The sequence below is a fragment of the Bacillota bacterium genome (assembly GCA_013178045.1).
Classification (GTDB): domain Bacteria; phylum Bacillota; class Ch66; order Ch66; family Ch66; genus Ch66.
Map to the genome: position 1 here is coordinate 29,472 of JABLXP010000004.1, position 13,838 is coordinate 43,309.

13 protein-coding genes, 1 riboswitch and 1 other annotated feature are annotated in these 13,838 nt (G+C 50.8%); all 13 genes read left to right on the forward strand.

What is annotated here, in order from left to right:
- The first annotated feature begins 72 nt into the window (after positions 1 to 72).
- The 13 genes from recJ to HPY81_03615 all read left to right on the forward strand — a co-directional run bounded on the left by recJ (position 73) and on the right by HPY81_03615 (position 13,778).
- Positions 73 to 3,096, forward strand: coding sequence for a single-stranded-DNA-specific exonuclease RecJ (gene recJ, locus HPY81_03555; GenBank protein NPV26535.1), 3,024 nt, complete (start codon positions 73 to 75; stop codon positions 3,094 to 3,096).
- Positions 3,083 to 5,269: a bifunctional (p)ppGpp synthetase/guanosine-3',5'-bis(diphosphate) 3'-pyrophosphohydrolase gene (locus HPY81_03560; GenBank protein NPV26536.1), complete on the forward strand. Its 2,187-nt coding sequence runs from the start codon at positions 3,083 to 3,085 to the stop codon at positions 5,267 to 5,269. Before recJ ends, HPY81_03560 begins: the two co-directional genes overlap by 14 nt.
- A 12-nt stretch (positions 5,270 to 5,281) precedes the next feature.
- Positions 5,282 to 5,731 (forward strand): D-tyrosyl-tRNA(Tyr) deacylase, encoded by a 450-nt coding sequence (locus HPY81_03565; GenBank protein ID NPV26537.1) that lies wholly within the window; start codon positions 5,282 to 5,284, stop codon positions 5,729 to 5,731.
- A gap of 36 nt (positions 5,732 to 5,767) precedes the next feature.
- On the forward strand, positions 5,768 to 6,388 hold the full coding sequence (locus tag HPY81_03570; protein ID NPV26538.1) for an MBL fold metallo-hydrolase: 621 nt from the start codon (positions 5,768 to 5,770) through the stop codon (positions 6,386 to 6,388).
- Positions 6,389 to 6,451: 63 nt separating this feature from the next.
- Positions 6,452 to 6,750: a binding site (T-box leader), on the forward strand.
- Between the two features lie 36 nt (positions 6,751 to 6,786).
- Positions 6,787 to 6,942 (forward strand): hypothetical protein, encoded by a 156-nt coding sequence (locus tag HPY81_03575; GenBank protein NPV26539.1) that lies wholly within the window; start codon positions 6,787 to 6,789, stop codon positions 6,940 to 6,942.
- Between the two features lie 14 nt (positions 6,943 to 6,956).
- Positions 6,957 to 7,970, forward strand: coding sequence for a 3-deoxy-7-phosphoheptulonate synthase (gene aroF / locus HPY81_03580; GenBank protein ID NPV26540.1), 1,014 nt, complete (start codon positions 6,957 to 6,959; stop codon positions 7,968 to 7,970).
- A 21-nt stretch (positions 7,971 to 7,991) separates the two neighbouring features.
- The gene (gene pheA / locus HPY81_03585; protein NPV26541.1) at positions 7,992 to 8,870 is read left to right on the forward strand and encodes a prephenate dehydratase; all 879 of its coding nucleotides are present in this window, start codon (positions 7,992 to 7,994) and stop codon (positions 8,868 to 8,870) included.
- Between the two features lie 391 nt (positions 8,871 to 9,261).
- A riboswitch (TPP riboswitch) is annotated at positions 9,262 to 9,360 on the forward strand.
- A 255-nt stretch (positions 9,361 to 9,615) separates the two neighbouring features.
- Positions 9,616 to 9,816 carry a sulfur carrier protein ThiS gene (gene thiS / locus HPY81_03590; GenBank protein NPV26542.1) on the forward strand — a complete coding sequence of 67 codons (201 nt, stop codon included), beginning with the start codon at positions 9,616 to 9,618 and terminating at the stop codon, positions 9,814 to 9,816.
- A gap of 4 nt (positions 9,817 to 9,820) precedes the next feature.
- Positions 9,821 to 10,591 (forward strand): thiazole synthase, encoded by a 771-nt coding sequence (locus HPY81_03595; GenBank protein ID NPV26543.1) that lies wholly within the window; start codon positions 9,821 to 9,823, stop codon positions 10,589 to 10,591.
- 17 nt (positions 10,592 to 10,608) lie between these two features.
- Positions 10,609 to 11,709, forward strand: coding sequence for a 2-iminoacetate synthase ThiH (gene thiH, locus HPY81_03600; GenBank protein NPV26544.1), 1,101 nt, complete (start codon positions 10,609 to 10,611; stop codon positions 11,707 to 11,709).
- Positions 11,710 to 11,720: 11 nt separating this feature from the next.
- On the forward strand, positions 11,721 to 12,359 hold the full coding sequence (thiF, locus tag HPY81_03605) for a sulfur carrier protein ThiS adenylyltransferase ThiF (GenBank protein NPV26545.1): 639 nt from the start codon (positions 11,721 to 11,723) through the stop codon (positions 12,357 to 12,359).
- The gene (thiE, locus tag HPY81_03610; protein NPV26546.1) at positions 12,349 to 13,005 is read left to right on the forward strand and encodes a thiamine phosphate synthase; all 657 of its coding nucleotides are present in this window, start codon (positions 12,349 to 12,351) and stop codon (positions 13,003 to 13,005) included. Before thiF ends, thiE begins: the two co-directional genes overlap by 11 nt.
- Before the next feature lie 77 nt (positions 13,006 to 13,082).
- Positions 13,083 to 13,778 carry a methyltransferase domain-containing protein gene (locus HPY81_03615; GenBank protein ID NPV26547.1) on the forward strand — a complete coding sequence of 232 codons (696 nt, stop codon included), beginning with the start codon at positions 13,083 to 13,085 and terminating at the stop codon, positions 13,776 to 13,778.
- The last annotated feature ends 60 nt before the right edge of the window (positions 13,779 to 13,838 follow it).

Genomic DNA, 13,838 nt, shown 5'->3' on the forward strand with positions numbered 1-13,838 from the left:
TATCCCCTTGTCGGTTGTCGTTCCCTCAGTGATAATTTATAATGGATTTAGCTTAACAGCGGAGGAAAGTTTATGCTGCAATGGGACAAGATCTGGTTAGTTTATAAGCCAGAGTATGAATTAACCCAACGGTTAGCCCGGGCACTTGGTATTTCGCCAATTGTGGCGCAGATTCTAATTAATCGAGGAATCAAATCAGTTGAGGACGCCAAATTATTTTTGGGGAGCGACCTGCGACAACTGCCACTGCCGTGGGAACTGAACGGAGTAAAGGAAGCCTGCCAGTATATTCTCACCGCGATCCGGCGCGGGGAAAAGATCCTGGTTTATGGAGATTATGACGTGGACGGGATCACCAGCACCACATTGTTGGTCACGGTACTGAAACGGCTGGGGGCTACTGTTGACTATTACATACCCGATCGCCTGGAGGAGGGTTATGGCCTGAATTTAGAGGCCCTCCGCACGGCTAAAGAGGCGGGAACGCAAGTAGTGATTACGGTCGATTGCGGCATTAGCTCACTGGCTGAGGCGGAGTACGCCCGTCAACTTGGTTTGACTTTACTCATTACCGATCATCACGAACCACCGCCAAAACTTCCCAACGCGTCTGCCGTGGTGAACCCTAAGTTGGGCTACGTCTTTCCTGAACTGGCCGGGGTGGGAGTGGCTTTCAAATTGGCGCAGGGTTTGCTGGCGACAGTCGATGGTGGAGCGGGAACTAAATTTTATGGGGAAGAACTGCTTGACCTAGTGGCTTTGGGAACCGTAGCGGATATCGTTCCTTTAACGGGCGAAAACCGGACCCTGGTCAAGCACGGCCTGCAGACAATACGCCACACCACTCGCGTTGGCTTACAGGAATTGCTAAAGATAACTGGTCTGGAGAACAAGGACCTCTCAAGCTGGCATCTGAGTTTTGTTCTGGCTCCTCGGCTGAATGCCGCGGGACGGCTGGGCGATCCCCGGTTAGGAACTGAGCTGCTCTTAACTGAATCGAGGCGGCGGGCGCAGGAGTTGGTTCTGTTGCTGGAACAGACGAATCTGGAACGCCAGGCTTTAGAAAAAGAAATTTTGCGTCGGGCGGAAGAGAAGATCGCGACCGAGGTGGATCTGCAGTCAACCCGGGTCTTGGTCCTGGCCGAACATGATTGGCATCCAGGTGTTATTGGCATTGTTGCCGCCAAACTGGTGGAAAAATATAGCCGGCCAGTATTCCTCATCACCGTTGAGGGGGATACCGGAAAGGGATCTGGCCGCAGTCGGTCAGGTTTTTCGTTATATGCCGCCCTTGAACAGTGTCGATCGTTGTTAGTAAAGTATGGCGGTCACAGTCAAGCCGCCGGACTGACGATCTCGGTTGACCAGATCGCCACTTTTCGCGAAGCCATTAATCAGGTGGCCGATAAAATGATGACGGCGGAAGGTTTGCTGCCCAGTCTGTATCTGGATACCGAAGTGGCGTTGGCTGATCTGAATTGGGAACTGTTTGGTCAGTTGCAAACTCTAGCCCCTTTCGGGAACGGTAATCCCAACCCGTTGCTGGTGTGTCGTGGGGTCCAGGTGGTGGAATGCCGGGGAGTCGGCAATGGAGGTAACCATCTGAAATTGAAAATCAAGGGGGAAACCGGCTATTGGGACGGTATCGGGTTTAGTTTGGGTGGGTTAACGGAAGTGGCAGCTACCTATGAAGCCGTTGACCTGGCCTTCGGCTTAGAAGAAAATGAGTGGAACGGACAACGGAGGTTACAGCTTAAAATTAAGGATCTCAGACCGAGCGGGTATGTAGATTTACATGGGTGGTTACCGGGTGGAAGTGCATCTACCAAGGGCGGGTTAAACCTGGTCGAAAAGCTTTTCTTTCATAGGACCGCCAGGAGTTTGTTTCCCGACCAGCCCACAGAGCTCACGGCAATGAGTGAGGTAGAAAAAATACTATTCTGGGTACGTCTCGCTCTGGAGAAGGCTAAAGAAGGGCTAGTCACTCTGGTGGTTTCTGTTCTTCCGTCGACTGTGGAACGAATTTATCAACAGGTGGTCACTCTTATTGGTCCGGGCTTGAACGTGTACAAGGTGTTTGCTTCGCAAACCCCATGCGAAAGAGCCATTATCTGGGATGTTTTCTGCCAGAGCCGTCCGGGCGTTATCTTGACAACCCACGATTTTTTAGCATATTATAAAGAAAAATTTCTCCAGTATCGGAAGCAAATCGGCCTGGTAGTCCAGAATGGCGTTGACTGCTCAGTGGAGATCGAGCAGTTGGGTGGGCCAGCCACGGTATGGTTCCCAGTCGAGGGACAGGAAACGGGTAGCTGGTTGGATATTTCCTGGCAAAATGTCTCCTCGATTGAAGAGGTGGTGGCGCTAACTACCTCTCAGCAAGCAGGGCCAACTTTGTTTGTCGTTGGTAATGGGCGGCAACTTGGTGAATTGACTGGTGCCTTGATCGCGTCGGGGATAGAGGAACTGGCTGTTTTGCCAGCTCATCTAGAATGGGAGCAGAAACTGGGGGCTTTAAACCGTCTGGAGTCAGGAGCAGCCAGTATTGCTGTATTAGAAGAAAACTGTCTGCTCCAATTGCCAGGGGCGAAGTGGCAGAATCTTGTCTGGTGTGGCTTGCCGCGTGACCCGTTTAACTTTTTCTCCTTGTTGAAACAGGTAGCAATTCAATCAGGCAACGGGTATTTGGTTTTTTCTCCAACTGAAGCGGTAGCGATGAAGAAAATTTTAACGGATAACTATCCGGGACGCGAGGTGCTTGGACGCCTGTATCTGGCGCTGCGCGAATTAGCCAATACGGACCGCACAGTAACTGCTCCCTGGCCGCGGTTGGTTGACCTGTTGGTTCAAAGTGCTGGGATTATTTCTGGGAAGGGTGCAACAATAAGGGCCGGCTTGACAATCTTTGATGACCTCGGATTAATTAATTGGCAAAATGGGGGCGGGCAGCACTACCTTCAATTGTTGCCTCCGCCGAGGGACAAGCTGAATCTCCAGTTGTCTCCCTGGTTTCGAGAAGGGATGCGCATACGCCAGGCATACGCTGCTTGGCAAAAAAGCGTGGGTATTATTATAGAAGGTCATGAGAGAAGGTGAAATGGTGCCCCTTGATCAACTACTGGAAAAGGTTCGCAGTTATTATCCCAAAGCAGACATAGAATTGCTGCGGCGAGCTTATGCCTTTGCCGACCAGGCGCATCAGGGTCAATTCCGGAATTCCGGGGAGCCATTCATCAATCACCCCTTGCGGGTGGCCTATATTCTGGCTGAAATCGAGATGGATGCGATCACGATTGCCGCCAGCCTGTTACATGATGTGGTGGAGGACACCCAAACCACGTTGGCCGACGTTGAAAAAAACTTTGGTAATGAGATCGCTTTGCTGGTTGATGGAGTAACCAAGTTAAGCCGCATTGAATACAAGTCCAAGGAAGAGCAGCAGGCGGAAAATCTGCGCAAGATGTTTTTGGCAATGGCCAAGGATATCCGGGTAATTATTATTAAGCTGGCGGACCGGCTGCATAATATGCGCACCCTGAAGCATCAGCCGCACGCTAAACAAATTGAGATTGCCCAAGAGACCTTGGAAATTTTTGCACCCCTGGCGCACCGTCTAGGGATTTTTCGGTTTAAGTGGGAATTAGAGGATTTGTCCTTGCGCTATCTCGAACCAGTCACGTACTACCAGCTTGTTGAACGGATTGCAAGAAAGCGGGCCGAGCGCGAAGAATACATTAATCAAATCATCGAGCGTTTGCGGCAACGTCTGACCGAGGTTGGGATTAAGGCCGATATCGCCGGGCGGCCCAAGAACTTCTACAGCATCTATAAAAAAATGGTGGACCAGCAAAAAGACCTGAGTGAACTTTATGACCTGATCGCCGTACGGGTCATTGTAGACAGCGTGAAGGATTGTTATGGGGCTCTGGGGATCATCCACACCCTGTGGAAACCGATCCCGGGGCGGTTCAAGGATTTTATCGCCATGCCCAAACCCAACATGTACCAGTCGCTGCATACGACCCTGATGGGGCCGCGCGGTGAACCATTCGAGATTCAGATTCGGACCTGGGAAATGCACCGGACGGCTGAGTACGGGATCGCCGCACACTGGGTATATAAGGAGGGAAACCGGACAGACAAAGAGCTTGACCAAAAGATCTCCTGGTTAAGGCAATTGCTCGAGTGGCAGCTCGAGCTGCGCGATGCCCACGAGTTTATGGAATCATTAAAGATCGACCTGTTTTCTGACACCGTGTTTGTTTTTACTCCCAAAGGCGATGTGATTGAATTGCCTGCGGGAGCGGTGCCAGTTGATTTTGCTTACCGGGTGCACACCGATATTGGACACCGTTGCGTGGGGGCAAAAGTGAATGGTCGCATCGTTCCCCTGGACTACAAGCTGAATAATGGTGATATTGTCGAGATCTTAACCTCAAAACAGGCGGCTGGGCCAAGTCGCGACTGGTTAAACTTTGTGCAGACTTCGCAGGCCAAAGGGCGAATTCGGCAGTGGTTTAAGCGGGAACAACGGGAAGAGAACTCCATCCGTGGCCGGGAACTGTTGGAAAAAGAGCTGCGTAAACAAGGCGGAGAACTGGTCGAGTGGTTTAAGGCTGAGCGTCTAATTGAAGTCGCCAAGCGCTTCAATTTCATGACCGTAGAAGACCTCTACGCCGCGGTTGGGATTGGGACGATCACACCCCTGCAGGTAATTGGGCGAATCAAAGATGAGTATCAGAAAGATAAAAAGCAACATGAACTAAAATCAGCGGCAACAGAAACGCCGACCAAGCGTTGGTCTAGGCACAACCACTCGTCACAAGGTGTTCGCGTTATGGGCGTAGAAAATCTGATGGTCAGGTTGTCGCATTGCTGTAACCCTTTACCTGGCGACCCGGTGATGGGCTATATTACCCGTGGCCGCGGTGTATCGGTTCACCGGGCCGACTGCCCGAACATTCAGCTGTTTAACCAGCATGAACGGGAACGGATCGTTGATGTGACCTGGGAAGCCCCAGAACAAGCGTCTTATCAGGTAGAAATTGAGGTCACGGCCGTTGACCGTCCGCGGCTGACGACTGATGTGATGAACACGATTGCCGATGCCAAAACCGCGATCAACTCAGTTCATGCCCGGGCTAAAAAGAACAAGTTGGCTATGATTAATCTCAAACTTGAAATAAAAAATATTGAACACCTGCAGTTGATCATGCAAAAAGTAAAACGCGTGACGGATGTCCTTGATGTGCGGCGGGTGATTCCTTAAGGAGGGTTTTCATTGCGGGCGGTGGTGCAGCGGGTTACCGGTGGTCGGGTAACAGTCGGAACCGCAACAGTTGGTGAGATCGGGATGGGGCTGGTTGTTCTACTCGGGGTTGGATGTGAAGATACAGAGCGCGATGCGGAATATCTAGCTGATAAAATTGCCAATCTGCGGATATTTGAGGATGAACAGGGAAAAATGAACCGGTCGTGCCTGGAGGTTGGCGGCTCGATCCTGGTGGTATCTCAATTTACCCTCTATGGCGACTGTCGGAAGGGTCGGCGACCAAGCTTTTCCAGTGCAGCGCCGCCAGACCAGGCAGACCAACTTTACCAGCACTTTGTGGAGGTCCTGAAAACATACGGGCTAAAGGTAGAAACCGGGCAATTTCAAGCTTCAATGCTGGTGGAAATCGCCAACGATGGGCCGGTAACCTTACTGCTGGACAGCCAGCGGCAGTTTTAGCATAAAGTTATTATCAAGTGAGGAGGTAGGCAATTAATGTATCTCAAAGGGATAGAAGTTGGGGTTATTAGTGCCAATTGCTACTTGATTGGCTGTGAAGAGACCAAAGAAGCGGCTTTGATTGACCCAGGCGGAGATGCACCGCAAATCATGCGGCTGATTGAAAACAGTGGCTTGACAGTTAAGTACATCATTAATACCCACGGTCACATCGACCATATTGGCGCGAACCAACAAGTCAAAGAGGCAACCGGAGCCGAACTCCTGATTCATGAAGCAGACGCCCCGATGCTCACCAGTGCCGGCCGCAATCTTTCTTTGTTTACCGGGAGAGTTGTCAGCGGACCTGCTGCCGATTGGGAGTTGAAGGATGGTGATCGGATCAAGATCGGGAAGACGGTCGAACTGGAAGTGATCCATACCCCGGGCCATACCCCCGGCGGAATATGCCTGAAGACTGGCGATATAATTTTTACGGGGGATACATTGTTTGCCGGTTCGATTGGACGAACTGATTTCCCCGGCGGCTCTTACAAGCAGTTGATTGACTCGATCAAGCAGAAATTAATGGTTTATGAGGACCACGTCGTGGTTTATCCGGGACATGGCCCTGCTTCAACCATTGGCTTTGAGCGGAAGCACAACCCCTTTCTTTAAGCAAAACTGTGCTTGCCAGTTAAAATAGCGCATGGTATAATAACGGCAAATGCATAATCTAACCCAAAGGCGATGAGGGAGAAAAGTAGTTCAGAGGTTGCCCTGCAGGGAGGAGATGTCGTGACTGTGAGCATCTCTAGGGTGATGCTGAGTGAAGTTCGCTCCTAAAGCTGCCGGCTGAAGCGCTGAAACCGGCGTGCGTAGGTCAGGACGGAGACTTCTACCGTTAAAAGGAAGCAGGTATCGGATGTGCTGATGGCGTCCCGTACTGGCAAGAGTGAGTTTGCTGGCTTGATTTAACTAAATCAGGCGGGTGAACTAATAAGGGTGGTACCGCGAAAGCATAGCTTCTCGTCCCTTACAGATGAGAAGCTTTTGTTTTTTGCGTAATGTCGAAAATGTCAGTTCAGACACAGTTGTTAGCATATCCTGTACTGAGTCGAGAGAGCGCCGGGATTTTTCTGGTGACTAAATGGGGTGGTACCGCGAAAGCCTGCTGCTTTCGTCCCGATGGGACGAAAGCAGCAGGCTTTTTGTTTTACATAATAATCTAAGGAGGGATTTTTCAATGGTTGTAGTGATGAAACTACAGGCCACGGAAACAGAAGTAGAGAAGGTGCAGGAAAGATTGGAACAGTTGGGTTTTACCAGCTATGTCATCCAGGGGGTTGAACGAATTGTGGTGGCTGCAGTGGGAGATACCAAAGTTGCCGGGCCGTTGGGTCTTGAGGTGCTGCCAGGTGTCGAAAAGGTGGTCCCAATCATGCGCCCGTTCAAACTGGTCAGTCGGGAATTCCAGTCTGATGACACGGTGGTCACAGTTGGGGGAGTGCAAATCGGTGGTTCCTCGGTGGTGGTCATGGCCGGACCGTGCGCGGTAGAAACTCGAGAGCAAATGTTAGAAACAGCCTGGGCAGTTAAACAGGCCGGCGCGAAAATTCTCAGAGGCGGTGCTTTCAAACCGCGGACCTCTCCATATAGTTTCCAGGGTCTGGCGGAAGAAGGATTGAAGCTGCTGGCTGAGGCGCGGGAAGAAACGGGAATGCCGATCGTCACCGAGGTAGTCAGTCCAGAAGATGTGGAATTAGTTGCGCAGTACGCTGACATCCTTCAAGTTGGCGCCCGAAATATGCAAAACTTTGCTCTTTTACGGCAGGTTGGCCAAATCAGCAAGCCGATCCTTTTGAAGCGGGGGCCGGCCAGCACTATTGATGAGTGGTTGATGGCAGCCGAATACATCCTGTCTCAAGGGAATACTCAAGTGATGTTGTGTGAACGCGGAATACGCAATTTTGACTCTTACACCCGGAACACCCTTGACCTCAGTGCCGTGCCAGTGGTCAAATACCTCAGCCACCTTCCAGTAATCGTTGACCCTAGCCACGGTACCGGCAAATGGCGTTGGGTCGGACCAATGGCAAAGGCCGCTCTGGCTGCTGGCTGCGATGGTCTGATGATTGAGGTGCATCCTCGCCCGGCCGAGGCCTGGTCAGACGGACCGCAGTCGTTAACCCCGGCAAGGTTCACCTATCTGGTTGGTGAACTCCGGTCAATCGCCGGCGTGCTGCAGAAGCAAATATAGCAAGTTAAATGAGGTGTTGCGATGATGATGATTAAGAGAATCGGTTTTTTAGGTCCAGCGGGCACGTTTTCTCACGAGGCGACAGAACAATACTTATTGACCAGTTTATCGTCCAGTAACCATGCTGGTATACGTTTGCTTGATTACCCAACAATCCCCAGTTTGGTGGCGGCGATTGGTGACCGAACTCTGGATGAGGCCGTGCTGCCCGTGGAGAACTCCTGGGAAGGGACGGTCAATCTCGCCCTCGACAGCCTGGCAGCTGAAGTAAACACCTGGATCAAAGCCGAGGTAATCGTCCCCGTGCATCACCATCTTCTGGCCGGGGAACCGATTGCGGTTACCGATATTGTTAAAGTTGTTTCCCATCCCCAGGCGCTGGCGCAGTGCCGGCGGTTTCTCGCCCAGCATCTACCCCATGCTGACTGGGTGTCAGCCAATAGTACGGCCGAAGCGGCGAAGCTAGTGACTGGTAAACGTGGTTGGGCGGCAATCGGGTCAAAACGAGCGGCTGAATTTCACCACCTGTTGATAATTGCATCAAATATTCAGGACTGTGACGTGAATGAAACCAGGTTTGTTGTGTTGGCTCAGTCTGACAGTGAGTTCACCGGTAATGATAAAACTTCGCTACTTTTTTCCGCGGCGCACCGTCCTGGTTCCCTTTATGAGATCTTAGCCGAATTTGCCCGCCGTGGGATCAACCTCTGCAAGATCGAATCACGCCCGGCAAAGCGGAGATTAGGAGAATACGTCTTTTTTGTCGACGTTGAGGGGCACCGGGTTGAGCCGGCGGTAGCTGAGGCCATTGAGGCGATCCGAGCGCGGACGGGTTTTTTGCGGGTCTTAGGCTCATATCCTCGGTTTGGCGGCTCAGGGCCGTCAGATCCCATTGATTAACCCGGGGCTTAACCCCGGGTTGGGGAGGACGATAGTGGCTTGGTCTATCTGGCTGAATACGATGTTCCAATCTTGAGCACTGCTCTATTTTTTAGCAATAAAAAATATTCAATCTAAGAGTACGTACACACGGTTTTCAGAAACGAGAATTGCTAATTATTAATTGTCTTAGCCAATTATAACTGGCATATATTTTGCGTAAGGTGCGTAAGTGATCTAAAAAATTTGTATTAACAGGAGGTGATGAATATTATATAATTCAAATATAAACTGTTTACAAAATTAAAGGTAAAAAAAGGGTGAACGACTCAGACCAAACTTTGGCTTGATACTCTGTCGTGTTTTTCGCTGTAAATATTATCCCCAAACCACACAAAATGTAAATATGCGTATTACAAGCTAGGGGTGCCGTAAGGCTGAGAGAGAGTTATCTCAACCCTTTGAACCTGATATGGGTAATACCATCGGAGGGAAGCAGAAAAGGATAAATGTTGCGCAGTTTTGTCGTCAGCTTACCCCCGGGGTAAGCTTTTTTGTCGTCTAGGAAACTATGCTTTAACTCTTGCTGTGGATAAGCTTCCTAGACGCTCGAACAAGAAAATCGACAACCAAGTATAGTCGACGAGGTTGATTTTCTTGCTAGGACTGATTGAGGTTTGATTTTGGCTCAAACCCGCGGGGATAGTTGAGGTTGATTATTATTTTATTATTTTTATTTTTTATTATTTTAAAGAGGTGGTGTCATTTGAAAATTACCCTCAACGGGAAGGAAGAAGTTATTAATGAAGGGACTAGCATAGCTGCTTTGATTGCGCTTAAAGGGCTTAATCCCGAGACGGTAATTGTGGAGTACAACTTTAACCTGGTCAAGAAGGAAACCTGGGCCGGGATCGTGCTTAAGGAAAACGACCGGCTGGAGATTTTGCGATTTGTCGGAGGTGGATAAGCAAGTGCAGGATGTGTTAACGATCGGCGGACGGGAATTGACCAGCCGCCTGTTTCTGGGTACAGGGAAGTTTGCGGCCAATAAATTGATACCTGAAGTGGTGAAAGCCGCCGGGGTGCAGGTGGTCACCGTGGCCTTGCGGCGGGTGGACCCGGAATATGAGGAAGAGAATATTGCGGCCTATGTTCCCCGGGATTGTATCTTGATGCCGAATACTTCCGGGGCGCGAAACGCTCAGGAAGCAGTCCGCATCGCCAGACTGGCCAGGGCGGCCGGCTGTGGTAACTGGGTAAAAATTGAAGTGATCACCGATAACCGGTACCTGCTGCCTGACAATTATGAGACGATCAAAGCCACGGAAATCCTGGCGGCTGAAGGATTCGTGGTCTTGCCTTACATGAGTCCAGACCTGATGGTGGCTAAGAAGCTTGTCGAAGCGGGTGCTGCGGCGGTAATGCCTTTGGGGGCCCCGATTGGCAGTAACCGTGGTTTGAAAACGAAGGAATTAGTGAGAATTTTGATTGAAGAAATTCCCCTCCCCGTTATTGTGGATGCCGGGCTCGGACGACCGTCCGAGGCCGCTGAAGCCATGGAGATGGGCGCGGCGGCGGTCCTGGTGAACACCGCCATCGCTACGGCCAGGGATCCCATCGCTATGGCCCGGGCCTTTGGCCTGGCGGTTGAGGCTGGACGCCAGGCTTATCTGGCGGGACTGGGGGAAACCACTGTTTACGCCAGGGCCTCTTCCCCCCTGACTGGGTTTTTGAGGGATTGAGGAAAGGGATGGGAAAGATGAGTTTTTATGAGGAACGTCAGCGGTACAATCACTTTGATTTTGAAAGCTATTTTGAACAAATCACTGATGCCGATATTGAAAAGATTATTGGCAAAAGCCGGCTGACCGAGTGGGACTACCTGGCCCTGCTTTCGCCTAGGGCGGAAAAATACCTGGAGGAAATGGCCCAGAAGGCGCACCGTCTTACTGTTCAGCATTTTGGGCGGGTGATTCTCCTGTATACCCCGTTGTACCTGGCCAATTACTGCATCAACCGGTGTGTTTACTGTGGATTCCAGGTGCTTAACAACATCGAACGGAAAAAACTAAACCTGACGGAGTTGGCCCGGGAAGCAGAAATTATTGCGGCGACCGGGTTAAAGCACATTCTCATTCTTACTGGTGAATCCCGACGGGAGTCACCAGTGTCATATCTTCGGGCGTGTGTTGACGTATTAAGGAAATACTTTACTTCGATCAGTATCGAGGTCTACCCTCTGCAGGAAGAGGAGTATGCCGAGCTCATTTCCGCCGGCGTCGACGGATTAACCATCTACCAGGAGGTCTATGACGAGGAGGTCTATGCCCAATTGCACCCGGCCGGTCCAAAACGGAACTATCGTTTTCGGCTGGAAGCTCCTGAACGGGCCTGTCGGGCCGGGATGAGAGCGGTAAACGTCGGAGCCCTGCTGGGGCTGAATTCCTGGCGGACCGAAGCATTTTTTACGGGGTTGCATGCCAATTATCTCCAGAACACTTTCCCAGAAATCGAAGTCAGTATTTCACCACCCCGGCTACGCCCTAGCCCGGGCGGTTTCCAGCCCCGGGTTGAAGTAAGCGATAAAAACCTGGTTCAGTACATACTGGCATTCAGGCTCTTTATGCCCAGGGGGGGAATCACCATTTCGACCAGAGAACGGGCCGAATTACGGGATCACCTGGTCAGGTTGGGCGTAACCAAAATGTCGGCTGGTTCCTGTACGGCGGTGGGGGGCCGGTCTGGCCATGACTCTACCGGTCAGTTTGAGATATCCGATGAACGCAACGTCCCCGAGATCGCCCGGATGATCTATGCTCAAGGCTATCAGCCGGTATATAAAGACTGGCAGGTGTTGTGATGATAACCAATCTGAATGATTTTGAAAAAGCGCTGGCCGAAATCCTGGGGCAGGCCAACCTGAGGAAAATTCAACAGGTGCGGGTTGGTATCGCTGGGGCGGGGGGACTGGGTTCCAACTGTGCTCTGTTTTTAGTAAGGAGTGGCTTTAGGCGATTCAGACTCGTTGATTTCGATGTCGTCGAATACAGCAACTTGAACCGCCAGTTTTACTTTGCAGCCCAGGTCGGGCGCAGGAAGGTGGAAGCCCTGAAAGAAAACCTGTTGTTGATCAATTCCAACCTGGTCATCGAGGCTTTGCCGGTGAAGATCGAGCCGGCAAACGTAAAAAATTTATTTGCTGATTGTGACGTGGTCGTCGAAGCCTTGGACCGGCCGGAATATAAAAAAATGGTGGTAGAGACCTACCTCAATGCGGGCCCGCTGCTGGTGGCGGCCTCCGGTCTGGCTGGGTGGGGCAGAAGCGATAACATTAAAGTTCACCAGCTTAAAGACAAATTTTACCTAATCGGAGACCTGGTCTCAGAGGCCGGTCCGACCTGTCCCGCTTTAGCCCCGGGTGTTAACGTGGCCGCGGCAAAGCAGGCCGATGTGATTTTGAATCATTTCTTGGTGAAAGATATTATTCAGGAGGACGACCATGACTATTAAAAAAAATTTGGCCAACTTGCTGGAAGCGGACATTTACGGGATAACGGCGGAGGAATATTCGCGGGGCAGAAGCAACCTCGACGTGGTTGCCCAGATGATTGCTGCCGGAATCAAGGTGATTCAATACCGAGAGAAGGATAAGCAGATGCGGCAAAAATACGAGGAGTGTCTAAAAATCAGGGAGATGACCAGACAGGCGGGGGTCACCTTGATTGTTAACGACCATGTCGACCTGGCTCTGCTGGTGGATGCCGATGGAATTCACCTGGGTCAGGACGATTTACCGCCGGAAAAGGTCCGAGAACTGGTGGGGGAAAACATGATTATCGGTCTTTCTACCCATTCTCCTACTCAGGCTGAAGCCGCTTTGAAATCAGGAGTAGTAGATTATATCGGGGTCGGGCCCATTTTTGCGACGAGCACCAAGAAAGATGTTTGCGCGCCGGTGGGCCTGGAGTACCTGGACTATGTGGTGAAGAACATTGACCTGCCCTTTGTGGCCATCGGGGGAATCAAGGAGCATAACCTCGCTGAAGTGAGTGGCCGGGGAGCCAGATGTATTGCACTGGTAACAGAAATAGTCGGAGCCGAGGATATTGTGGCCAAAGTACACAGTTTGAGGAGAAAACTCGGCCAGAAGACCTGAGAGAAAGGTGGTATGGATTGGCAGTAACTCAGGTTTGTAGCTAGAGGATCGGATGAACATATTTCGGAGGTGATAAAGTGGGAGAGTTGTTCGATTCGATCGCCCAGCGCTATGACTCCTGGTATCGGACAGAGCTGGGTAGTTTAGTACACCAGCTTGAAAAAGAAGTAGTGTATGACTTATTGGTGCCCAAGCCGGGCGAAAGAGTGTTAGACCTGGGCTGCGGTACTGGCAATTATACCATCGAATTAGCTCAAATGGGCTTGGAGGTGACTGGCCTCGACATCTCAAGCAAGATGCTTGCCATCGCCAAAGAGAAAGCCGCTTGCTTAGGTTTACCGATCAATTTTATAGAAGGGGATATTACTGGCATTGACCTGCCATCTGCACAGTTTGATAAAGTCGTCTCGGTAACCGCGTTAGAGTTTTTCCCGGAACCAGCAACTGCCTTGGCAAAAGTATACAACCTGTTAAAACCAGGTGGCAAAATGGTGATTGGGGTGATCGGAGCCCGGAGTTTCTGGAGCGACTATTACCTGAAACGAGCCAAGCAAGATCCCCATTCTGTATTTAACCGGGCCACTTTTTACACCGGCCAGGAGTTGTTGGCTCTTTTCCCATATGGTAAGAGAACATATCGAGGGTGTCTTTATTTTCCCCCTGATTTATCCCCTTTTTCGCGGGAAAAAACGCTGACCATGGAAAACGATCGAGAAATTAAAGAAAAAATTGCCCCGGGATTTGTTTGCGGATTGTGGGTGAAAATTTCATGAATGCTAATTATGCCCCACAATTGGTCAATAAACATGATTAAAGTTTTAATCCCGTACCAC

What these genes read in the sequence shown, in the direction of transcription:
- thiE (NPV26546.1), top strand. Translation starts at nt 12,349, where the DNA reads ATGACTATTAAAAAAAATTTGGCCAACTTGCTGGAAGCGGACATTTAC.
- HPY81_03575 (NPV26539.1), top strand. Translation starts at nt 6,787, where the DNA reads ATGTCAGTTCAGACACAGTTGTTAGCATATCCTGTACTGAGTCGAGAG.
- recJ (NPV26535.1), top strand. Translation starts at nt 73, where the DNA reads ATGCTGCAATGGGACAAGATCTGGTTAGTTTATAAGCCAGAGTATGAA.
- aroF (NPV26540.1), top strand. Translation starts at nt 6,957, where the DNA reads ATGGTTGTAGTGATGAAACTACAGGCCACGGAAACAGAAGTAGAGAAG.
- HPY81_03570 (NPV26538.1), top strand. Translation starts at nt 5,768, where the DNA reads ATGTATCTCAAAGGGATAGAAGTTGGGGTTATTAGTGCCAATTGCTAC.
- HPY81_03560 (NPV26536.1), top strand. Translation starts at nt 3,083, where the DNA reads ATGAGAGAAGGTGAAATGGTGCCCCTTGATCAACTACTGGAAAAGGTT.
- pheA (NPV26541.1), top strand. Translation starts at nt 7,992, where the DNA reads ATGATGATGATTAAGAGAATCGGTTTTTTAGGTCCAGCGGGCACGTTT.
- thiH (NPV26544.1), top strand. Translation starts at nt 10,609, where the DNA reads ATGAGTTTTTATGAGGAACGTCAGCGGTACAATCACTTTGATTTTGAA.